20 protein-coding genes and 1 riboswitch are annotated in these 20,582 nt (G+C 64.8%); of the genes, 11 read left to right on the forward strand and 9 right to left on the reverse strand.

Annotated features, from left to right (window positions below; translation table 11 throughout):
* Positions 1–4 precede the first annotated feature (4 nt).
* Entirely contained in the window at positions 5–1,267 is a 1,263-nt protein-coding gene (locus tag M1D74_RS09550; RefSeq protein ID WP_375164398.1) for an MFS transporter, read from the forward strand.
* On the opposite strand, the gene smc is transcribed toward M1D74_RS09550, so the two are convergent.
* Positions 1,242–4,814, reverse strand: a complete 3,573-nt coding sequence (gene smc, locus M1D74_RS09555; RefSeq protein WP_458115168.1) for a chromosome segregation protein SMC — start codon at positions 4,812–4,814, stop codon at positions 1,242–1,244. The genes M1D74_RS09550 and smc overlap by 26 nt on opposite strands.
* 281 nt (positions 4,815–5,095) lie before the next feature.
* On the opposite strand from smc, the gene M1D74_RS09560 reads away from it, so the two are divergent.
* Genes M1D74_RS09560 through M1D74_RS09570 form a run of 3 tightly spaced genes read left to right on the forward strand, consistent with a single transcriptional unit; the run spans position 5,096 to position 9,671 of the window.
* On the forward strand, positions 5,096–6,118 hold the full coding sequence (locus M1D74_RS09560) for a 3-oxoacyl-ACP synthase III (protein WP_309123893.1): 1,023 nt from the start codon (positions 5,096–5,098) through the stop codon (positions 6,116–6,118).
* Complete coding sequence (locus tag M1D74_RS09565) at positions 6,112–8,700, forward strand: alpha/beta fold hydrolase (protein ID WP_458115169.1); 2,589 nt, start codon at positions 6,112–6,114, stop codon at positions 8,698–8,700. The genes M1D74_RS09560 and M1D74_RS09565 overlap by 7 nt, the downstream gene beginning before the upstream one ends.
* Positions 8,697–9,671: an NAD-dependent epimerase/dehydratase family protein gene (locus M1D74_RS09570; RefSeq protein WP_458115170.1), complete on the forward strand. Its 975-nt coding sequence runs from the start codon at positions 8,697–8,699 to the stop codon at positions 9,669–9,671. Before M1D74_RS09565 ends, M1D74_RS09570 begins: the two co-directional genes overlap by 4 nt.
* 181 nt (positions 9,672–9,852) lie before the next feature.
* Here the strand turns inward: M1D74_RS09570 and M1D74_RS09575 are convergent, their stop codons facing one another.
* The 6 genes from M1D74_RS09575 to M1D74_RS09600 all read right to left on the reverse strand — a co-directional run bounded on the left by M1D74_RS09575 (position 9,853) and on the right by M1D74_RS09600 (position 13,985).
* On the reverse strand, positions 9,853–10,749 hold the full coding sequence (locus M1D74_RS09575) for a LysM peptidoglycan-binding domain-containing protein (RefSeq protein WP_458115171.1): 897 nt from the start codon (positions 10,747–10,749) through the stop codon (positions 9,853–9,855).
* 4 nt (positions 10,750–10,753) lie between these two features.
* Positions 10,754–10,911, reverse strand: a riboswitch (cyclic di-AMP (ydaO/yuaA leader).
* 145 nt (positions 10,912–11,056) lie between these two features.
* Positions 11,057–11,338 (reverse strand): YtxH domain-containing protein, encoded by a 282-nt coding sequence (locus M1D74_RS09580; RefSeq protein WP_458115172.1) that lies wholly within the window; start codon positions 11,336–11,338, stop codon positions 11,057–11,059.
* A gap of 77 nt (positions 11,339–11,415) precedes the next feature.
* Positions 11,416–12,450, reverse strand: coding sequence for a bifunctional DNA-formamidopyrimidine glycosylase/DNA-(apurinic or apyrimidinic site) lyase (mutM, locus tag M1D74_RS09585; protein ID WP_458115173.1), 1,035 nt, complete (start codon positions 12,448–12,450; stop codon positions 11,416–11,418).
* A 15-nt stretch (positions 12,451–12,465) separates the two neighbouring features.
* Positions 12,466–13,188: a ribonuclease III gene (gene rnc / locus M1D74_RS09590; protein ID WP_309071887.1), complete on the reverse strand. Its 723-nt coding sequence runs from the start codon at positions 13,186–13,188 to the stop codon at positions 12,466–12,468.
* Between the two features lie 57 nt (positions 13,189–13,245).
* Positions 13,246–13,449 (reverse strand): 50S ribosomal protein L32, encoded by a 204-nt coding sequence (gene rpmF / locus M1D74_RS09595; protein WP_056548281.1) that lies wholly within the window; start codon positions 13,447–13,449, stop codon positions 13,246–13,248.
* Positions 13,450–13,451: 2 nt separating this feature from the next.
* Positions 13,452–13,985 carry a YceD family protein gene (locus M1D74_RS09600; protein WP_458115174.1) on the reverse strand — a complete coding sequence of 178 codons (534 nt, stop codon included), beginning with the start codon at positions 13,983–13,985 and terminating at the stop codon, positions 13,452–13,454.
* A 217-nt stretch (positions 13,986–14,202) separates the two neighbouring features.
* Here M1D74_RS09600 and M1D74_RS09605 point away from each other — a divergent pair, with 217 nt between their 5' ends.
* Genes M1D74_RS09605 through M1D74_RS09620 form a run of 4 tightly spaced genes read left to right on the forward strand, consistent with a single transcriptional unit; the run spans position 14,203 to position 17,207 of the window.
* Positions 14,203–14,634 (forward strand): TOBE domain-containing protein, encoded by a 432-nt coding sequence (locus tag M1D74_RS09605; RefSeq protein WP_309071888.1) that lies wholly within the window; start codon positions 14,203–14,205, stop codon positions 14,632–14,634.
* Positions 14,631–15,386, forward strand: coding sequence for a molybdate ABC transporter substrate-binding protein (gene modA, locus M1D74_RS09610; RefSeq protein ID WP_458115175.1), 756 nt, complete (start codon positions 14,631–14,633; stop codon positions 15,384–15,386). Before M1D74_RS09605 ends, modA begins: the two co-directional genes overlap by 4 nt.
* Positions 15,383–16,180, forward strand: coding sequence for an ABC transporter permease (locus tag M1D74_RS09615; protein ID WP_458115176.1), 798 nt, complete (start codon positions 15,383–15,385; stop codon positions 16,178–16,180). The genes modA and M1D74_RS09615 overlap by 4 nt, the downstream gene beginning before the upstream one ends.
* The gene (locus M1D74_RS09620) at positions 16,170–17,207 is read left to right on the forward strand and encodes a sulfate/molybdate ABC transporter ATP-binding protein (protein WP_309071891.1); all 1,038 of its coding nucleotides are present in this window, start codon (positions 16,170–16,172) and stop codon (positions 17,205–17,207) included. Before M1D74_RS09615 ends, M1D74_RS09620 begins: the two co-directional genes overlap by 11 nt.
* On the opposite strand, the gene M1D74_RS09625 is transcribed toward M1D74_RS09620, so the two are convergent.
* On the reverse strand, positions 17,195–17,509 hold the full coding sequence (locus M1D74_RS09625) for a hypothetical protein (protein ID WP_309071892.1): 315 nt from the start codon (positions 17,507–17,509) through the stop codon (positions 17,195–17,197). The two genes, M1D74_RS09620 and M1D74_RS09625, sit on opposite strands and share 13 nt — an antisense overlap.
* Positions 17,510–17,569: 60 nt before the next feature.
* Positions 17,570–18,046 carry a pantetheine-phosphate adenylyltransferase gene (gene coaD, locus M1D74_RS09630; protein WP_309071893.1) on the reverse strand — a complete coding sequence of 159 codons (477 nt, stop codon included), beginning with the start codon at positions 18,044–18,046 and terminating at the stop codon, positions 17,570–17,572.
* A gap of 79 nt (positions 18,047–18,125) precedes the next feature.
* Here coaD and M1D74_RS09635 point away from each other — a divergent pair, with 79 nt between their 5' ends.
* The 3 genes from M1D74_RS09635 to M1D74_RS09645 all read left to right on the forward strand — a co-directional run bounded on the left by M1D74_RS09635 (position 18,126) and on the right by M1D74_RS09645 (position 20,528).
* Entirely contained in the window at positions 18,126–19,352 is a 1,227-nt protein-coding gene (locus tag M1D74_RS09635) for an aminotransferase class I/II-fold pyridoxal phosphate-dependent enzyme (protein ID WP_309071894.1), read from the forward strand.
* Positions 19,349–20,125: a spermidine synthase gene (locus M1D74_RS09640; RefSeq protein ID WP_458115177.1), complete on the forward strand. Its 777-nt coding sequence runs from the start codon at positions 19,349–19,351 to the stop codon at positions 20,123–20,125. The genes M1D74_RS09635 and M1D74_RS09640 overlap by 4 nt, the downstream gene beginning before the upstream one ends.
* A gap of 112 nt (positions 20,126–20,237) precedes the next feature.
* Positions 20,238–20,528: a DUF1540 domain-containing protein gene (locus tag M1D74_RS09645; protein WP_309071896.1), complete on the forward strand. Its 291-nt coding sequence runs from the start codon at positions 20,238–20,240 to the stop codon at positions 20,526–20,528.
* Positions 20,529–20,582 lie beyond the last annotated feature (54 nt).

Here is a 20,582-nt window from a genome sequence, read left to right on the forward strand (position 1 = left end):
AATCGTGGTTGCTTTTCGAAACTTTCCCCGACGTGCTCAGACGGGTTCCAGCCCGGAGGCACGGCTCCGCCTTCCGCGCGAGATCAAGGTTCTGATCGCCGCGGCGTTCGTCATCGCGATCGGCTTCGGACTGGTGGCGCCGGTGCTCCCCCAGTTCGCGCAGAGCTTCGGTGTGGAGGCGGCAGCCGCAGCGGTGATCGTGAGTGCGTTCGCGTTCACCCGGCTGGTGTTCGCACCTGCCGGCGGCAAGTTCGTCGAGCGCCTTGGCGAGCGTCCTGTGTATGTTGCCGGGCTGCTGATCGTCGCGCTGTCGACTGCCGCGTGCGCATTCGCGGCGGACTACTGGCAGCTTCTGATCTTCCGGGGCCTGGGCGGCATCGGCTCCACCATGTTCACCATCTCGGCGATGGGACTGATCGTGCGGCTCGCCCCGGCGGGGATGCGCGGGCGGGTCACCGGCGCCTACGCATCGGCGTTCCTGCTCGGAAGTATCGCGGGTCCGTTTCTCGGCGGCCTGCTGGCCGGATTCGGATTGCGTGTGCCGTTTCTTGCGTATGCCGGGGCACTGCTGGTGGCCGCCGCCGTCGTCTTCTTCCAGCTCAAGGACACGGCGCTGAGTCACCGGAAGGGTGCCGCCTCCCAACCTGTGCTGACCGTTCGGGAAGCGATGCAGGACTCTGCCTACCGCGCGGCGCTGGTCTCAGGTTTCGCCAACGGCTGGGCATCGTTCGGCGTCCGTATGGCGCTGGTTCCCCTGTTCGCCGCTGCAGTGCTGGGCGCCGGTCCGGAGGTGGCGGGCATATCGCTGGCCTTTTTCGCCGGCGGGACTGCCCTGGCCCTTACCGTGTCGGGACGCCTCGCCGACTCACTGGGCCGGAAGCCGCTCGTGCTGACAGGACTGGCAGTCAACGGTGCCGCGATGGCGTGCCTGGGACTGACCAGCGACGTCGTGACCTTCCTTGTCGTCTCGGTCATCGCAGGCGTCGGAGCAGGCATCCTGAATCCTGCCCAGCAGGCGGCAGTGGCCGACGTCGTCGGCAATGACCGCAGCGGCGGCAAGGTCCTTGCCACGTTCCAGATGAGCACTGACACGGGAGCCATCTTCGGGCCGATCCTCGCCGGGCTCCTCGTCGACACGTTCTCCTACGGCTGGGCCTTCGGGCTGACCGGTGTGACCGCCCTGGCAGCCATCCTGATGTGGACGATGGCCCGCGAGACCCTTGCTGACCCAGTGAAGTCGGTCAGGCGTCCACCAGCCGCTGACTGATCACGGTCGACACGCCGTCGCCACGCATGGTTACCCCATACAGCGCATCGGCGACCTCCATGGTTCGCTTCTGGTGGGTGATGACGATCAGCTGGCTGGACTCGCGCAGTTCCTCGAAGATGGTGATGAGCCGGCCCAGATTCGTATCGTCCAGGGCTGCCTCAACCTCGTCCATCACGTAGAACGGTGACGGCCTCGCCTTGAAGATCGCCACCAGGAGCGCGACGGCGGTCAGTGACCTTTCGCCGCCGGAGAGCAGTGAGAGCCGCTTGATCTTCTTGCCCGCGGGTCGTGCCTCAACCTCGATGCCGGTGTTCAGCATGTCGTCAGGCTCGGTCAGCACCAGCCGGCCCTCGCCGCCCGGGAACAATCGCCCGAACACCCGCTCAAACTGCTCCGCGGTGTCCCGGTAAGCCGCGTTGAAGACCTGCTCCACACGCTCATCCACCTCGCGGATGATGTCGAGGAGATCCTTACGGGTCGCCTTGAGGTCTTCGAGCTGAGTGCTGAGGAACTGGTGCCTTTCCTCCAGTGCCGCAAATTCCTCGAGCGCGAGCGGATTCACCTTTCCCAGTGCCGACAGGTCACGTTCGGCCCGTTTGAGGCGTTTCTCCTGCTCCTGACGCACGAACGGAACGCCCTCACGCACGGGGTTGCCGTCGTCGTCGACTGCCACGCGGAGCTCCGCCCACTTGTCGGAAGATGTGGCGGCGGTCGGTACAGGCTGGTCCGGGCCGTACTCGGCGACCAGATGGTCAGCGGTCAATCCGAGCTCCTCGATGGACCGGTTCTCCAGGGCCTCGATCCTCAGTTTCTGCTGTGCGCGGGCCAGTTCATCCCGATGCACCGAGTCCGTCAACTCCGCAAGCTCGGCCGTGAGAGCCTCGTTTCCGCCACGGACAGTCGCCAGCTCGCTCTCCCAGGCTGCACGTACCTCCTCGGCGGCGTCCCGGGCTTGGGCTGCACGGTCGACCGAGACGTCGAGGAAGGCGAGCACCTGCCGGACTGCCTGCCCTACCGCTGCCGCCTTCGCGCCCTGCAGCCGGCGGATCCTCGCCCGCTCGGCAGCCTGCGCACGCGCGGCACGTTCCGTCTGCGCAGCGTGCTCAAGTGATTCGGCCCGGCTCGTGGTTGCCCTCAGCTGTTCCTCGGCGCTGCGCAGAGCGAGCCTGGCTTCCATCTCGGCCTGCCGGGCATGGGTGGCGGCGAGCGCCAGCATGTCGCGTGTCTGAGTGTCAGGTTCCGACTCCGCGGGAGCTTCCTGCGCCTGCACAAGCCGATGAGTGATGTCCGCCAAACGTTCCTGCTCAGCGGCGAGATTGTTTTCGGCCGCTTCCGCCAGGCGGGTCAACCGCTCTGTCTCCCCCGAGGCGGAGCGCAGGATCGAGCCGAGTTGGCCCAGTTTCTCCGCCACGGCCGCAAGCCGGGCATCAGATTCGTGCAGCCGCTCCAAGGCAGCGTCCGCCCGCTCCTGGGCGGCCTGGCGTTGCGCTGTGGCTGCGGAGATCCCGAAGCGCGCGCGCTCGTGCCGTTCGGTGGCAGCCCGGAGGGCGTCGGTAGCCTCGTCGACGGCGGCCTGTACTTCGAGGGTTCCGGGCGCCGCGGCGGTACCGCCGCGCACTGACACGGCTGTGTAGATGTCACCCTCACGCGTCACGGCGGTCAGCTGGGGATGCGCGCGCACCAGCTCTGCCGCGTCAGCGAGCGAAGCGACGACGACGACGCCGGCGAGCAGCGTTCGAACCGCGCCCTCCAGTGCGTCCTGGGTGGTGACGAGGGAGGAGGCCGCACGCGCGCCGTCGGGCAGGGCAGGCAGGTCCTTTGTCCCGGCAGCGGACCCGGCCACCATCAGCCCGACCCGTCCGGCGTCGTCGTCCTTCAGGGTACGGAGGGCGGCGCCGGCAGCCTCCAGCGAATCGACAGCGACTCCTTCGGCGAGCGGGCCGAGCGCAGCCGCTATGGCGGTCTCGAAGCCCGGCGCAACCGTCAGGAGCTCGGCTACCGGTCCCAATACCCCGGTTGAACCGGCGTCGAGCAGCGAGTTGGATCCGTCCTTGCGTTCCAGGCCCAACCGCAGAGCCTCGATGCGGGCCTGCAGGGCATCCCGTTCGCGTTCGGCCGCCCGTTCCTGCTCCCGCAGCTCCTCCAACGATTCGAGAATGGCTTCGAGCGCAGCGCCCGCTTCCTCATACTCAGCGTCGAGTCCTTCTTCGCCTTCCTCCGCACCTGCCACCTGCGATTCGAGGGCGGTGAACTCACTCTGTGCACGGCGACGGCGTTCGGCGACCTCGACCACAGAGTCGCGGAGCCGCCCGAGCTCGGCTTCTGCCGCTTCGACCCGCGACCGCGCCGCCCCCACCTGGCCGGAAAGCCTGGCCAGGCCCTCGCGCCGGTCCGCGGCTGCACGCAGGAGGGACGCGAGCCGCTGTTCCTCGGCGGCGGCCGCGTCCTCGGCTTCTGCGCGCTGCTCCAGGGCATCCTCGAGCGTGTCATGCCGTTCAACGATGCGCTCTTCCAGTTCAGCCTGCTCCGCCCGGACAAGCTTCGCCTGCCGGTCGAGCTCGTCTGGATCACGGCCTGTATCCGCTGCTGTATCCACCGAACCCAGCAGACGACGGCGTTCCTCCGCCAGGCTGCCCAGGGAGCGGAAGCGCTCCCGGGTGGATGAGAGGCGGTACCAGGCATCACGCGCGGCGTTGAGCCGTGGGGTCGCCTCCGCCGCGAGACGTTCGAGCTCGGCCTGCCTGGCCCGCCCTGCTTCAAGGAGCGCCTCCACCTCCGCCCGACGTTGCTTCAGCGCGGTCTCATCGGCGATCTCCTGCTCGAACGAAGTGGTGAGCTGAACCAGATCGTCGGCGAGCAGGCGGGCGCGTGCATCCCGCGCCTCGAACTGCACCTGCTGGGCGCGGCGTGCAATGTCGGCCTGTTTGCCGAGCGGCGTCAGTTGCCTGCGGAGCTCGCCCGTGAGGTCTGTGAGCCGTGTGAGGTTCGCCTGCATCGCCTCAAGTTTGCGGACAGTCTTCTCCTTGCGCCGACGATGCTTGAGGATCCCGGCGGCTTCCTCGATGAACCCGCGCCGGTCCTCGGGGGTTGCGTGCAGAACCCGGTCGAGCTGGCCCTGCCCGACGATGACGTGCATCTCACGCCCAAGCCCGGAGTCGGAGAGAAGTTCCTGAATGTCGAGGAGGCGGCAATTGCTTCCATTGATTGCGTACTCGGAGCCGCCTGCACGGAACAGGGTGCGCGAGATAGTCACTTCCGAATACTCGATCGGCAATGCGCCGTCCGCGTTGTCAATTGTCAGCGAGACCTGGGCCCGGCCCAACGGCGGCCTGCCGGACGTTCCGGCGAAGATCACGTCCTCCATCTTCCCGCCGCGGAGCGTCTTGGCCCCCTGCTCACCCATCACCCAGGCGAGGGCATCGACGACATTGGACTTGCCGGACCCATTGGGACCGACGACGGCGGTTACTCCGGGTTCAAAGTCGAATGTCGTTGCAGAGGCAAAAGACTTGAAGCCTCGAACGGTAAGACTTTTCAGGTGCACGGGTCTCGGGTTCTCCGATCAGGGTTGTTACCCCACAATCTACTGTGTTCGCGCCGGTTTCAGCTGCATATGCACAGGCATACCCAACCCTTCCGTCGTCGTGCCAAGGTGCCGTTATCTGCGGGAGGAACTAGGCTTTCCTCAGGATCGTTAGTAACCGAAGTATGCTTATCATCTTCAGATTGGCATCCACTGCCGGCAAAGCGCTATCGGTTCCGGTGCAGCGAACAGCGGACCAGCGGATCGCCCCGTAAGGGGTAGACGGACACAAGGCAGGAAATTTGACCGGTAATTCCAACTTCCGACATCACAACACCGCGCTCCTCGGGGTGGAAAGTGTTGAGGCACCGGTCATCATTACCTCAGCAGAATTCGATCGCATCCTGTCGCCAGCCCTAAAACGCCTGCGGCTCTCCAAGGGCCTCCTGCAGCGCGTCGCCGGAATCACGGAACGGCGCTGGTGGGCGGCCGGAACAGGGTTCGAGGACGGTGCCATTGAAGCCGGCGCCAAAGCGCTTGCGTCTTCGGGGATCGAAGCCTCTCAGATTGGGCTGCTGATCAACACGTCGGTCTCGAGGACCAATCTCGAGCCTTCCGTCGCGGTGAAGATCCACAACGGACTTGGACTTCCCTCCTCAGCGATGAATTTCGACGTTGCGAACGCGTGCCTCGGCTTCGTCAACGGGATGACGTTGGCGGCGAACATGATCGAGGCAGGTCAGATCCAGTACGCGATGGTGGTGAACGGCGAAGACGCACAGGCCACCCAGGAAGCAACCCTGCGCAGACTTAACGAGCCGGGGGCAACCAGGGAAAGCTTCATGCAGGAGTTCGCAACGCTGACGCTGGGCTCCGGGGCAGCGGCCGCAATTCTCGGGCCGGCGGACGCCCACCCCGGATCCCACCGCGTCCTGGGCGGCGTTGCCCGTGCCGGAACCGAACACCACGAACTCTGCGTCGGGGGCATCGACGGCATGTATACGGATGCCCAGGGACTTCTCGACGGAGGCCTGGAGTTGGTGGTCGATGCCTGGACAGAGGCTCAGCAGGACTGGAATTGGGCGGATATGGACCGCTACGTCACCCATCAGGTGAGCACCACGCACACCAAGGCGATCATCGAGGCCGTCAATCTGGATCCCGCCAAAGTCCCACAGACCTTCCCCCGCTGGGGAAACGTGGGGCCGGCGTCGCTGCCCATGACCCTGGCTGCCGAAGCCCAGACCCTCACCGCCGGCGACCGGGTGCTGTGCATGGGCGTGGGTTCTGGACTCAACACCGCGATGCTGGAGATTGAGTGGTAGAACTTCCCGGCGTCGACCCAGCGTGGTCGGCCTATCTCGACGTGCCGTCAACTGCCGGCGTGGATCCCCAGGGAACCGTCAACCGCTGGCACTATCTCGACAACCTCCCGTCCATAGCCGGGGAGGTCCGCGGAACACTGCTGTGTGTCCACGGCAACCCCACCTGGTCCTACCTCTGGCGAAGCGTATTGGCCGCAGGGGCCCGACATGGTTGGCGCGTGGTCGCCGTCGATCAACTTGAGATGGGTTTCTCCGACAGGACCGGCCGGAAACGGCAGCTCGCTGATCGCATTACCGACCTTGATGATTTCGTGGCAGCCGCCGGGGTCCGGGGCCCGCTGGTCACCGTCGGACACGATTGGGGCGGAGTAGTCAGCCTCGGTTTCGCCGAGCGGAACCGCTCCGACCTCCTCGCGGTCATTCTCACGAATACTGCCATCCACCAGGATCCGGGCTCCCCCATACCCGCTCCGCTGAGACTGGCGCTCAACGGAGCAATCCACCGCCTGGGGACGTCGACGACGACGGCGTTCCTCGACACGACCCTCGCCCTGGCGCGGCCGAGACTTGCCGGCGACGTACGGGCCGCCTACCGTGCTCCGTACCGTACCGCGGACCGACGCCGAGGCATCGAACAGTTCGTCGCCGACATCCCCGTCGGTCCCGGGCACCCGTCCCATGCCGAACTGACGAGGATCGCGGAGAGCATACGCACCCTGGACGTACCCGTACTGATGCTGTGGGGGCCGCGTGACCCGATTTTCTCCGACACCTATCTTGATGACCTCATCCGCCGGCTCCCCCACGCTGACGTGCACCGCTTCGAAGGCGCGAGCCATCTGGTCGCCGAAGACCGGGACATCGCCGCGCCGATCTTCGATTGGTTAAATGTGCGTGCCTCCTCGGACGACGACGAGAGCGAGGCTCCCGGGGCAACCACACCGCTCTGGCATCAGATCCGCGAGAGGAGCCGCGGTCCCGCAGCGCAGACGCTCGCCATAGCTGACATGGGACAGGACGGTTCCGTGGCCGCCTCACTCTCCTGGCAGGAACTGGATTCCCGGGTCAGCCGCCTCGCTGCGGCTCTGAACCGGATAGGGGTGACGGCAGGCAGCAGAGTGAGCCTGATGGTCCCACCGGGCATTGACCTGACCGTCCTGATCTACGCCTGTCTCAAACTCGGCGCCGTCATCGTGGTTGCCGACGCTGGGCTGGGACCGAAGGGGCTGAGCCGGGCTGTACGCGGCACAGTCCCGAACTTCCTGATCGGTATCGAACGTGCGCTGGCGGCAGCGCGCCTTTTCGGGTGGCCGGGTGTCCGCATCAGCGCCGGCGCAGTCTCCCCCCTGCGGGGGCGACTGCTGGAGGTGAGGTACCGCCTGGAGGATCTCCTGTCGGAGGGGAATGCCTACGACGGCGCCGATCCCGACGCTGACTCCGACGCCGCGATTCTCTTTACGTCCGGTTCAACAGGGCCGGCGAAAGGCGTTGTGTACACGCATCGCCAGTTGTCGGCCATGCGGGACACGCTTGCCGCCACCCTGCAGTTGGCACCGGGCAGTGCACTGGTCGCCGGCTTCGCTCCCTTCGCGCTCCTCGGTCCGGCCCTTGGTGCGGCGTCGGTAACTCCTGATATGGACGTCACCGCGCCACGGACACTGACAGCGCGGGCACTTTCCGATGCTGCAGCCGCCATCGACGCCACCACGGTCTTTGCCTCCCCGGCTGCACTTCGCAACGTTCTGGCTACAGCCGCCGACGTCTCGGACCGCGGGAAGGCGGCGCTCGAGCGGATAGAGGTGCTTCTCTCTGCCGGGGCCCCCGTTCCCGTCACTCTTCTGGAGCATCTACAGCCCCTTGTTCCCAACGCTGTCCTGCACACGCCATACGGCATGACCGAAGCACTGCCGGTGACTGACATCGATTTGGGCCAGATCCGGGAGTCAGCAGCCTCGAGGTGTTCGGGTGCCCGCAACGGAGTATGCGTCGGGGCGCCCGTTCCGGGAGCGGAGATCCGCATCAGTGCGCTTGACCGCGACGGCGTTGCGTCGGGTGAACCCACAGCTGAGCCGGGCGTGACGGGAGAAATCCTCGTCCGCGCTCCCCACGTCAAGGACCGCTATTTCCGGTTATGGTTGACTGAACGTGAATCCTCCCGGACTGCCGGCTGGCACCGCACCGGCGACGTCGGACACCTCGACGCTCAGGAGCGGCTGTGGGTAGAAGGACGGCTCACACACCTGATCACATCCGCCGATGGCATCCTGACGCCCGTAGGGCCGGAGCAGGCAATCGAGCGACTCGACGACGTTCGTCAGGCGGCCGTGGTTGGAATAGGTCCGGCCGGCACACAGGCTGTGGTTGCCGTTGTGGAGCCCGCCCACGGTGCAGGAGCAATCAGCCTCGCACCGACAACCATGGCCAGCGCCGTCAGGCAAGCGGTCGGCAGTGAGCAACTGGCTGCCGTACTGACGGTGTCCGCACTGCCCACTGATATCCGGCACAACGCGAAGATCGACCGTTCTGCGGTGGCCGAATGGGCTGCCGCGGCGCTCGAGGGACGCGGAAGGAAAAGACCGTGAAGGTCCTGGTGACCGGTGCAAGCGGAATGCTGGGTGGAGCGGTCGCCTCCCTACTGGTGCAGAACGGACATACCGTCCGGACCCTGCAGCGCCGATCTTCGGGCGTACTGGGCGCGGAGGATGTGACCGGTCAGCTAACCGACCGAAGGACGCTTGAGACCGCTGTGGCGGACATGGACGCGGTCGTTCACCTCGCGGCTAAGGTTTCATTCACCGGCGATCCGGCGGAGTTCCACCGCGTCAATGTCACCGGCACAGCTGATCTTCTCAGGGCTGCCCGGACAGCAGGGATCGGTCGGTTCGTGCACGTATCCTCGCCCTCGGTTGCGCACATCGGAAAGCCACTGGTCGGTGCTGCGGCCGGACCGGCAGATCCCCGGCAAGCAAGGGGATCCTATGCCCGGACCAAGGCTGAGTCGGAGATCCTTGCCCTTGGCGCGAATGACGATCGCATGTCGGTCACTGCCATCCGCCCTCACATCGTGTGGGGACCGGGAGATACTCAATTGGTGGAGCGCGTCCTGAGCCGCGCCCGTGCCGGCAGGCTTCCGCTCCTCGCCGGCGGAACAGCACTCGTCGACACAACCTATGTGGACAATGCGGCGTCCGCCATTGCGGCCGCTCTGCACCGGATCGATCATGTGCGGGGCCTGGCTTTGGTGGTCACGAACGGTGAACCACGCCCCATCGGCGAACTCCTTGCCCGCATGTGCGCGGCAGGCGGAGTTCCTGGACCGAGGATGTCTGTCCCGAGTTGGGTTGGCCGACTTGCCGGAAGCGCCGTCGAGACGTTCTGGCGCGGATCCAACGCCGACGGTGAACCGCCGATGACCCGTTTCCTGGCCGAGCAACTGTCGACGGCGCACTGGTTTGACCAGCGCCAGACCCGGAAGCTTCTGGACTGGACCCCTGAGGTAAGCCTCGACGAGGGCTTTGCACGGCTGGCTGACCACTACGGTGTTGCCATCTGATCCTCGTCCCACCGTGAGGATCCCGCCTCGCTCAACGGCACAGGCGAGCCGAACGGCAATGCTGGCAGATGGCAGAACGGCGGAAATACACGTGGGAAACAAAAGGGAGAACCGGATTCCCGGTTCTCCCTTTTATGTTGAACAGCTATGCGGTGCGAGCCACAGTGGCCGCAGGTGCCTGCTACGCGCGGTAGAAGGACACTGCGCCCAGATCGCTCAGCGGGTGCTGCATGGTGAGGTTTGCACCGTTCATGCCGCTGCTGATGACCTGGCCGTTGCCGGCGTAGACGGCCACGTGTCCGGCGCTGATGACAATGTCACCTGGTGCCGGGGTGCTGACAGGGGTGCCGTAGGCGGCGAACTGTGCCGGGCCGAGGTCGCCGGTTCCCAGTGCGCGCTCCAGCAGGACGGTGCAGTCCTGGATCAGACCGGCCGCGAGCTGGGCCCGAGCCGAAGCGAGGATGCTTGCGCCGGTGGCGCTGCCCGAGCCTTCTGCAACCTGAATTTTGGTCGAGGATGCGGTGGTGATGTTCATCGTGCTGCTCTCAGCAGGAGCCGGAGCAGGAGCCGGGGCGGGAGCCGGAGCAGCCTGAACCTGCGGTGCAGGAGCAGCAGCAGGAGCCGGAGCCGCAGCAGGGGCCGGAGCCGCAGCAGCACTACCGGACAGGCTGATGACCTGGCCCGGGTAGATGATCGAATCCCAGCCGAGGCCGTTCGCAGCGAACACGGCGTCCAGGCTGACACCATAGCTGGCAGCGATCGAGCCGAGGGTGTCGCCGGACTTGACCGTGTGGGTCGGAGCCGCAGCGGCGGGGGCCGGTGCAGCAGGAGCCGGCGCTACGGGGGCGGACGCCGCCTGAACGCTGACCTCAGGCGCCTGGACTGCAGCCGAAGTAGTAGTGGTGGTGGTTCCCGCGCTTGCCGGGAGTGCAGCTCCGAAGAGAATTCCGGAAGCTGCTACAACAACGGCCGCAGGCCGGCCAACGGTGCCAGCGTGAGCGCTGACGGCCTTGGACACAAGCTGCATGGTGCTGGGCGAAGTTGCACGGTGGCGCGCGATATGACGGTTTTTGGACACGGAAATTGCCTCTCCCAATGCCTGCGGAGTTAGCTGTCGGATTCGGATGGGAGCCACCCGGACAATCAGCCTTAGGCCGATTCGTCTTCACCCCTAGGACTTCTGAAGAAGCCCACTATCTGGTTCCCCCGCTCCTGCCGCGATGTGTAGCGAACGGACCTTCCAGCGGCGGCAGGATTAGGCAAATCCACCAGAAGGAAGCCGGGCTTTTGAACCCGGCGTATCCATAACGTTACATTCCTTTGGTTGAATTGTCACGTTTCGATCACAGAGAGGCCATTCCCGCGTGCCCTACAGGGCCCTAGCGTCAGATCTTGTATTCGTCGGTGGGGCTCTTGGGAGCGTCCTGATCGTTGCCGCGATGCATTGCGGACTGCGCCTTCTTCAACACCTGCTCAGCCTGCGCCTGCACCTCCGGAGCCTTCGCCTTTACCGTCTCGGATGCCTGAGAGACCTTGTCCTGGACCTTCGGGCTCTTCCAAAGCTCATTCGCTTTGACCTTGATCTGCTCGTAGCTCGCGCGACCGGCCCGCGCACCCATGACGTAGCCTGCCGCCATGCCTGCCGCAAATACCAACTTGTTCTTCATTGCGATTCTCCTGACGTGTCGGATACCCAGGTTTCGAATCTAGTCAGCTTACTTACTTTTGTCACGTCCTGTGACGCTCACCAGCGCCCGTTGCGCGGCCTGGGCTGACACCGGGGGCACGTGTAGGAGGAGCGATTCATGAACGTTTCCCGCCGTATTCGCGACTCCAGGCCGCTCGCAGAACACCTTCGGCAGGGCTCACCCTCCCGGCCATACGCGTTGAGCGAGCGCGCGAAGTAACCGGATGCTCCATTCACGTTGACGTACAGGGAATCAAAGCTGGTTCCCCCCGCATCCAATGCCCGACTCATGACGCTCCGGCACGCCTCAAGCAACCGTGACGCCTCCGCCCGGCGAAGGGTATCCGTAGCTCGCGCATAATGAAGCTTTGCGGCCCAGAGCGATTCGTCGGCATAGATGTTGCCCACACCGGAGATAAGTGTCTGGTCAAGGAGCGCGCGTTTCAGCCCGGTACGCCTGGCGCGCAGTTTGCCGAAGAAGGAATCGAAGGAAAAAGCCGGGTCCAGCGGGTCCCTGGCGATATGTGCTGCCTCAACAGGCACCAACGGCGCCGGGTCCTCCCCCAGTCCGCCGGGAAAACCATCCGGCGTCGTCACCATGCTGGTGACAAAGAGAACCCCGAAGATTCGCTGGTCGACAAAGCGGAGTTCTTCCGGCAGCGGATCGGCTCCGCCAGTGGACGAAAGCGTGAGGCGTACTTTCAGGTGTTTCTCGTCGGGCTGGTGGGAATCCTCGACCAGCAGCTGGCCGCTCATACCCAGGTGAGCCATCAACGCAACGGCGGATCCGCCGTGCCGTTGCCCGCTGGCAAGCAAGCCACTCGACAATGCTGCGTCCGATTCGGCGTCGTCGGCGATGTCAGGGAGGGCTGCGCCATCATCCGGGCCGGTGAGCGGCAGCCAGAGAAATTTTCCGCGGCGGACGGCATCCGAGATTGAGGCACCCACGAGGTTGCCGATGAAGTCTTCGGTTCCCATTGCGTGGCGGCGGATAGAACGTGGATCCAGAACGTCGACCGCTTCGATACGGCGTCCGCGCACCCACCGCGCGAGCCCACGGCGGACTACCTCCACCTCAGGAAGTTCAGGCATGGCGCAGGCCTGGGGTCACGTGGACTGGCGTTGATCCACGCCCGCCTGAGCGTCGGCGCCCGCCGCCTGCAGCAGCTTCCAGGAGGCTGCTGCAGCCTCCTGCTCGGCTTCCTTCTTGGACCTTCCGGATCCTGAACCGTAGGCGGATCCTCCAATGATCAGGATCGCCTCAAAACGGCGGTCGTGGTCAGGACCGAAGCCGGTGACCTGGTAATCGATCACTCCCATGCGCTGCGCGGCTGCGATCTCCTGAATGCTGGTCTTCCAGTCCGTCCCGGCTCCGAGGGCAGCAGCATCCTGCAGCACGGGGCCGATGATCCGCATGACCAGGCAGCGAGCAGTTTCCATGCCGCTGCTCAGGTAGGTGGCCCCGATAATGGCCTCCATGGTGTCGGCGAGGATGGACGATTTGTCCCAGCCATTGGTCAGTTTCTCCCCCTGTCCCAGGAGGATGTGTTTTCCAAGGTCGAGTCCGCGGGCAATCTCGGCGAGGGCGCGGGTGCTCACGACGGCGGAACGCCGCTTGGCGAGTTCACCCTCCGACAGGTCCGGATTGTCCCGATACAGAGCGTCCGTCACGGACAGACCGAGGACGGCGTCTCCCAGGAATTCGAGTCGCTCGTTCGTCGGAATGCCGCCCTGTTCATAGGCGTAGGAGCGATGTGTCAGGGCAAGACGAAGCGTCTCGGTGTCAATACTGACACCGAGACGCCTCAAAAGATCTTCGGAATTCTCCACGCGGTCGACGCTTTCGCGATCGTTGCAGGCAGCACCGCAGGGCGGTGCCGTCAGCATCTAGACGTCGGCTACCTTGCGGCCCTTGTACTCAAGGAACAGCTCGGTGCCTGCGGAGTCGGTGACAACCTTCGCCTGGTGGGCAAGGCTGTAGGTGACGCGACCGTTCTCTACCGTCTTCACCAGCTTGGGAGCAACAGCCTTCCACTGGGACCGGCGTGCACGCGTATTCGAGCGGGACATTTTCCGCTTGGGAACAGCCACGACTAACTCTCTTCTCTCTTGTCTGACTCTGTCTTAACTTCTGGTTCCGCTGCCTCAGGGCCGGCGGCTGCGCCGGCCAACCCTGTCAGAGCAGCCCAGCGGGGGTCGAGGATCTCGTGCTGGTGTCCGGGGTCCTCTTCCAGACGTGCGCCGCACTCGGCACACAAACCCTGGCAGTCCTCCCGGCAAACCGGCTGGAACGGCAGTGAAGTCACTACCGCATCCCGCAGCACAGGCTCGAGATCGATCGAATCGTTCTCAACCACGCGCTGCACATCCTCCTCTTCATCCTCCGCCAACTCAGGGGCGTCGTAGTAGAAGAGTTCCTGCACATCGACGCTGCTGCCGTAGTTGAGTGGATCAAGGCATCGACCGCATTCGCCGGATACTTCGACGTCCACGGTTCCCGATACCAGGATTCCCTCGTGTACAGCTTCGAACCTCAGGTCCAGCTCCATGTCGGAACCTGCCTGAACGCCGATGAGCGCCACACCAAAATCCTTCGGTGCGGGCACATGTTCTTCGACTGTCCGCATGGTTCCCGGGCTACGCCCGAGATCCCTGACACTGAAGACCAGGGGCGAACTGAGATCGCTTTTGATGAAAACTCCTGTAGAACATATGACCGACGAACCATCTTAGCCCGAAACGAAGCCCCGCCCCAAACTCACTCGCCGATGGGCTCACGCCACCAGGACGAATCGGTCGGAAAAGTCGGCACGGCGACGCATCCGCGGCTGTAAGATTACCATTATGGCTCAAATACGTGTACGCGACGCGGCGCAGTTCCTCGGGGTCAGCTCGGACACGGTGCGTCGGTGGATCGATGATGGGACTCTCCACGCCACACGCTCCTCGGGAGTGCTTTCCGTGGACGGGCTGGAACTGGCGCAGTTGGCGCGTGATCGCGCTGTTCTCCCCTCGGACCCCTCCAGTGTGGCGATCTCTGCCCGCAACCGCTTTGTCGGTCTGGTGACGGGTGTGGTGAGTGACAGGGTGATGTCCCAGGTCGAGCTGCAGTGCGGCCCGCACCGGGTTGTTTCCCTGATGAGCACTGAGGCGGTGCGGGAGTTGGGTATAGAGCCGGGCGTCGTCGCGGTCGCCATCGTCAAGGCCACCAACGTGATCGTGGAAACCCCCATCGAGGCGATCCTCGAGCCTCGTTCACCAAGGAGTGCGCGATGAGGCGACCGCTTCGCTCCACAGCCGTAAGCGCCGTCGTCGTTCTGTTGCTGACCGGGTGCGGCAGTAGCGCACCGGCGGCCGGGAAGACTCTGAACGTCTACGCCGCGGCTTCCCTCCAGGCCCCCTTTTCTGACCTCGCATCGGAGTTCGAAGACAGTAATCCCGGGGTGAGCGTGCAGCTGAATTTCGCCGGTTCAAGTGATCTTGCGACGCAGATCATCGCGGGGGCGCCCGCGGACGTCTTCGCTTCGGCCAATCCGGCCACTATGGAGCGCGTTTCCGACGAGGGCCTGCTCGCTTCCCCTGCGCGGGTCTTCGCTACGAATGTGCTGACGATCGTCGTGGGCGAGGGGAACCCACTCGGCATCGACTCCCTGGACTCGCTGGCCGATCCAGCAGTCTCCGTGGTGTTGTGCGCCCCGCAGGTGCCCTGCGGCAGCGCGGCGGAGACACTGCAACAGGCGGCCGCCGTTTCCCTCAACCCCGTCAGTGAGGAGTCCTCCGTCACCGATGTGGTTGGAAAGGTATCCTCCGGCCAGGCCGACGCCGGTCTGGTCTACGTCACCGACGCAAAGGCTGCCGAAGACTCGGTCGATGCGGTGCCGATCAATGAAGCAAAGCAGGCCGAGAACCTGTACCCCATCGCGGTGGTCCGCCCGGGAAACCTGGCGACGGAATTCGCGGACCTGGTAGCCGGCGAGCGCGGGCGGGATGTTCTCTCCGCCTATGGCTTCGGGAACCAGAAACAGTGAATGCAGCCTACTCCGGCGTTCCCCGGTGGCTCATCGCCGTCGCTGCAGCTGGAGCCCTGTTCCTGGTCCTGCCGCTCGCAGCCATCGTGCTCCGGGTGGAGTGGCTGCGCTTCGGTGAGTTGATCACGTCCGACTCCTCCACCGCTGCCTTGCTCCTCAGCCTCCAGACGTCGGCAACCAGCACCGTGCTGTGTGTGCTTCTCGGCGTTCCCCTGGCTTTCGCCCTCGCCCGAACACGCTTCTGGGGCCAGCGCGTGCTACGTGCGCTTGTCCTGTTGCCCCTGGTGCTGCCGCCGGTGGTCGGAGGCATAGCGTTGCTGTACACCTTCGGGCGCCAGGGCCTGCTCGGGGAGTCACTGCGCGTCCTCGGTGTGGACATTGCGTTCTCCACGACCGCCGTCGTGCTCGCCCAGACCTTCGTCGCCCTGCCCTTCCTCGTGCTCAGTCTGGAGGGAGCCCTGCGCACAGCCGGCACCCGGTACGAAACAGTCGCAGCGACGCTAGGCGCACGTCCAACCACGGTCCTCCTCCGGGTCAGCCTTCGTCTTGTAGGGCCAGGTATCGTCGCGGGTGCGGTGCTGTCTTTTGCCCGTGCTCTTGGTGAATTCGGAGCGACGCTGACCTTCGCCGGCAGCCTGCAGGGCGTCACCCGCACCCTGCCGCTTGAGATCTACCTGCAGCGTGAGACGGATGCGGATGCCGCCGTCGCACTGTCCCTCGTGCTTGTGGCTGTCGCCGTCATAGTGGTCGCTCTGGCACACCGTATTCAGGAGGGCGATGCCCGTGAGCCTTGAGTGCAGCGCGAGGATCGATGCACGCAACGTTGACGTACGCCTCTCTGTCGCAACAGGCGAGACGGTTGCGGTGATGGGTCCCAATGGCGCCGGCAAGTCGACCCTCCTCGGTGTACTGGCGGGACTTGTCCGCCCCGATCACGGCTCAGCCGTGCTTGATGGAAAAACCCTGTACGACGGCGGCGCGTCGCTGCCGCCGTATGCACGCGGGGTCGGGCTCCTGGCGCAGGAGGCGTTGCTTTTCCCGCACCTCTCCGTTCTGGAGAACGTCGCATTCGGGCCGAGGTGCGCAGGTGTCCCGCGCAAGCTGGCCCGTGCGAGGGCACACCGCTGGCTGGGCGAGGTCGATGCCGCCTCACTCGCCGACCGCCGGCCGGCGAGCCTCTCCGGCGGGCAGGCACAGCGGGTGGCTGTGGCGCGCGCGCTCGCGACCGAACCTTCGCTCCTCCTCCTGGATGAGCCGTTGGCTGCACTGGACATATCGGTTGCCCCCATGCTGCGCAGGACCCTGCGACGGGTGCTTGATGGTCGCAGCGCGATCATCGTCACGCATGACATGGTGGACGCCCTGCTGCTCGCGGACCGGGTGATCGTGATTGACGGGGGGCGCATTGTGGAGGACGGGCCTACCCGATCAGTCCTGGAACGGCCCAGAAGCAGTTTCGCAGCGAGTCTGGCGGGCGTGAACCTGATAACGGGCACGACGGTCCCCGACGGTGTGCTCACACCCACCGGCCTGCATCTTGCCGCCATGATGGACGAGGAACTTCCCCTCGGGGAGGAAGCCGCTGCCATCTTCAGTCCACGGGCGGTGGCGGTGCACCGGGCACGGCCAACGGGCAGCCCGCGCAATGTCCTGGCTGTGACGATCACCGACCTCGAGCAACACGGAGCCCGGACGACCGTGCGGGCCGGTCATCTGAGCGCGGAAATCACCACGGCATCGGCGGCGGAGCTTGATGTGGAGCCCGGAGTGGAGGCATTCTTCAGCGTGAAGTCGGCAGAGGTCAGCGTCTACCTGCGCTGATCAGCATCTCCGGCATTGGAAGCTCCGAAGTCGTGTGATGCCCCCTGCGCGGGTCCGGTACCGCTTCCCGCGGAGCTTCCCATCGCCTGGACGGAGGCCTCGTCCAGGAGGTCTCTATCATCGAGTTCCTCGTTCAGCTCTTCCCTGCGGTGCTCGGTCTCGGGTTCAGGAGAACCCTCCTGCAAGTACTCGACCTCAAGCTGGCGGTGCACCTTGCTGTTGAGCACCTCAACCTCGTGGTCCTCCAACTGATTCAGGTTCTCCGGGAACGGATCCTCCGGTTTGATGCGGCTCTTGCCCACTGTTCGTCCTTCTATTCCGGCTGGCCCAGGAGTGTTGATTGTACTGGCGCCGCCGTGTTTTCACGCGGTTGTGTCCTTCAGTCTTTTGAGAACCGCTTTCGGCACGAAGGGCGAGATGTCTCCGCCGAGAGCAGCCACTTCCTTCAACAGGGTGGACGACAGGTGGGAATAGCTCGCCTCTGCAGGGATGAAGACAGTTTCGATACCGGCCAGCTGGCGGTTCATCGTGGCCATCGGCAGCTCATAGTCGAAGTCGGCGCTGGAACGCACCCCCTTGACGATCAGGTTCGCTCCGTTCTCCCGACAGAACTCCGCCAGCAAACCGCCGCCCATCGGCATGACGGACACACCTCGAAGATAGGTGAGGGTTTCGCTGGCGATCTCCAGCCGCTCCTCGAGCTCAAAGCGGTACTTCTTCGCATAGTTGGTAGACACCGCCACGATCACTTCATCGAAAAGACTCGCGGCACGTGCAATGACTTCAAGGTGACCGTTGTGAATTGGGTCAAAGGATCCGGGGCAGACTGCTCGGCGCATGGTACGAATCTACCGCGTGGCCATCACACTGCGCCTGAGGAGTCACACGCGGATGTGGAGGTTCGACATACTGGACGACATGGAATTGAAGCGACCCGCGGACACTGGACAGCTCTCGGGATGGCAGCGCACTGCGCAGGGCGCCAATCTCCTCTCCCCCGAGGGCGGCCTGGGTACCGTCATTTTCGAGGAGATTACCGCGCTCGCTGCACAGCACGGTGCAATCAACCTCGGACAGGGCTACCCCGACGAGGATGGTCCCGACCTGCTGCTGAACTCGGCCCGCGAAAACATCGCCTCGGGGATGAACCAATACGCACCGGGCCGCGGTATGCCGCAACTGCGGGAGGCAATAGCGGCGCATCAGTCACGTTTCTACGGCCTGCCGATAGATCCCGAACGTGAGGTAACCGTCTCCACCGGAGCAACCGAGGCGATCGCCGCATCGATACTCGCGTTTGCCGGTCCGGGCGATGAGGTTCTCACGTTCGAACCGTTCTACGACTCCTACGGCGCGATCATCGGTCTCAGCGGCGCACGCCACACAACTGTGCCGCTGGTGGCGCCCGATTTCCAGCCGGACTTGGACGCCCTGGAATCCGCCATGAGCGATCGGACGCGGGTGATCGTCGTGAACAACCCGCACAATCCGATGGGCACGGTCTTTTCCCGGGAGTCACTCGAACGCGTGGTCGAGTTGGCGGAACGGTTCGGTGCGATCATCGTGACCGACGAGGTGTACGAACATCTGACCTTCGAGCAACAGCACATCCCCCTCGCCACGCTTCCTGGCGCCTGGGAGCGCACTGTCTCCATTTCGTCAGCGGGGAAGACATTCTCCGTCACCGGCTGGAAGGTCGGCTGGCTGACCGGTCCGCAGGTCCTCGTGGACGCTGTACGCAGCGTGAAATCCTTCCTGAGTTACAGCTCCGGCACCCCGTTCCAACCGGCGGTCGCGCTGGGTCTGGGCATGGACGATGAGTTTTACCACTCGATCGCCGACTCCCTGCGGCACAAGCGGGATGTACTCGCAGTTGGCCTGCGCGCCGCGGGCTTCGAGGTCTACACACCACAGGCAACCTACTTCACTGTGGTGGACGCGGAACCTCTGGGCATCACGGATGCCACGGCCCTGGCCCGGCGTCTGCCTGAACTTGTTGGTGTGGCAGCCATTCCCATACCGGTGTTCTGCCACGAGGACGGCGCGCGCCGTACGCGGTCGCTGCTCCGGTTCGCGTTTTGCAAGAAGGAAGAAGTGCTGACCGACGCGGCGCAGCGCCTGGCAACGCTCCGGGACAGGATATGAGCGTTCCCTCGAGGTACCTGCGCAGCGCAGGTGCGCACGCCGAGATCGACGGCGACGCCTTCAATGAGGGCGCGTTCATCCTCAGCATCGGCGGGGCGCAGCAGTCGCACGTGGATCTGGCCGATCCGCGGAACGTGTTCTATGAGTACCTGCGCAGGATCGCCAACGTCCTCGATGTATTCAAGCCCGAGGGCGAGCCCGTCCGTATCCTGCACCTGGGAGCCGGCGCGCTGACCCTTGCGCGCTACATTCAGGCAACCCGGCCGGGATCCCGCCAGGTTGCTGTTGAGCGCGAACGGGAGCTGCTCGCATTCGTCCTGGAACACCTGCCCCTGCCGCCGGGCACGGACTGTGAGCTCTTGATCGAAGACGCCCGCGACACCCTTGAGGCCAGCGATGCAGGAGCTTTCGATGCCGTGGTCCTCGACGTTTTCTCCGGCGCTGACGGTGCAACCGAGCTTGCCACCCCAGAGGTGTACGCCCTTCTCACGCGGGCGGTCGGGCCAGGCGGAGTGGCACTGGTGAACGTCGGTGACGATCCACCGCTTGCCTTCGCGCGTGAACAGGCGCGCCTGCTGCAGGACACGTCGTACGACGTCGCTGCGCTGGCAGAGACCGGTATGTTCACCGGCCGGCGCGCCGGCAATATCGTCCTCGCGGCAAGCCAGCGGTGGGACTCGGAATGGACGTCAGCACTGACGGCTGCCGGGCCCCATCCTGCGGCCATCCTCACCGGCCCCGACTACGAGGATTTCGCGAGGCTTCAGCCGTGATTTACGCGCAAGGATCATGCGCTATTGAACCGGTGTCATCGAGCCGAAGCCGCAGTACCGTTGAATGACAGCACGGGTAGGACAGTTTCCGAACCACCACCACGGAGGAATCATGACAGCGGAAATCACGGAAGTATCCGATTGCAGCGTTCACAACTGCGCCTTCAACCATGACGGCTGCACGGCCTACGCCATCACGGTCAGCGGAAGTCCGGAGCATGCCTCCTGCGCCACCTTCATCGACACGTCTGAGACGGGCGGACTGCCCATGATCCTGGCTCACGTCGGTGCCTGTCAGCGCACCGAATGCGTCCACAACAGTCACCTCATGTGCAACAAACACGACGTAAAGATCGGGTCCGGCGCGGATCTCGCGGATTGCCTCTCCTACCAGCCCAGATAGGGGTTGTTGGAGCATGCGGTTAGCTAGTGCCCGCTCAACCTGCGCTGATGCCGC

The organism is Arthrobacter sp. D2-10 (genome assembly GCF_054161285.1).

What these genes read in the sequence shown, in the direction of transcription:
- M1D74_RS09600 (WP_458115174.1), bottom strand. Translation starts at nt 13,985, where the DNA reads ATGCGGACAGTCGAAGAACATGTGCCCGCACCGAAGGATTTTGGTGTG.
- M1D74_RS09580 (WP_458115172.1), bottom strand. Translation starts at nt 11,338, where the DNA reads ATGAAGAACAAGTTGGTATTTGCGGCAGGCATGGCGGCAGGCTACGTC.
- M1D74_RS09640 (WP_458115177.1), top strand. Translation starts at nt 19,349, where the DNA reads ATGAGCGTTCCCTCGAGGTACCTGCGCAGCGCAGGTGCGCACGCCGAG.
- modA (WP_458115175.1), top strand. Translation starts at nt 14,631, where the DNA reads ATGAGGCGACCGCTTCGCTCCACAGCCGTAAGCGCCGTCGTCGTTCTG.
- M1D74_RS09605 (WP_309071888.1), top strand. Translation starts at nt 14,203, where the DNA reads ATGGCTCAAATACGTGTACGCGACGCGGCGCAGTTCCTCGGGGTCAGC.
- M1D74_RS09635 (WP_309071894.1), top strand. Translation starts at nt 18,126, where the DNA reads ATGGAATTGAAGCGACCCGCGGACACTGGACAGCTCTCGGGATGGCAG.
- M1D74_RS09645 (WP_309071896.1), top strand. Translation starts at nt 20,238, where the DNA reads ATGACAGCGGAAATCACGGAAGTATCCGATTGCAGCGTTCACAACTGC.
- coaD (WP_309071893.1), bottom strand. Translation starts at nt 18,046, where the DNA reads ATGCGCCGAGCAGTCTGCCCCGGATCCTTTGACCCAATTCACAACGGT.
- mutM (WP_458115173.1), bottom strand. Translation starts at nt 12,450, where the DNA reads ATGCCTGAACTTCCTGAGGTGGAGGTAGTCCGCCGTGGGCTCGCGCGG.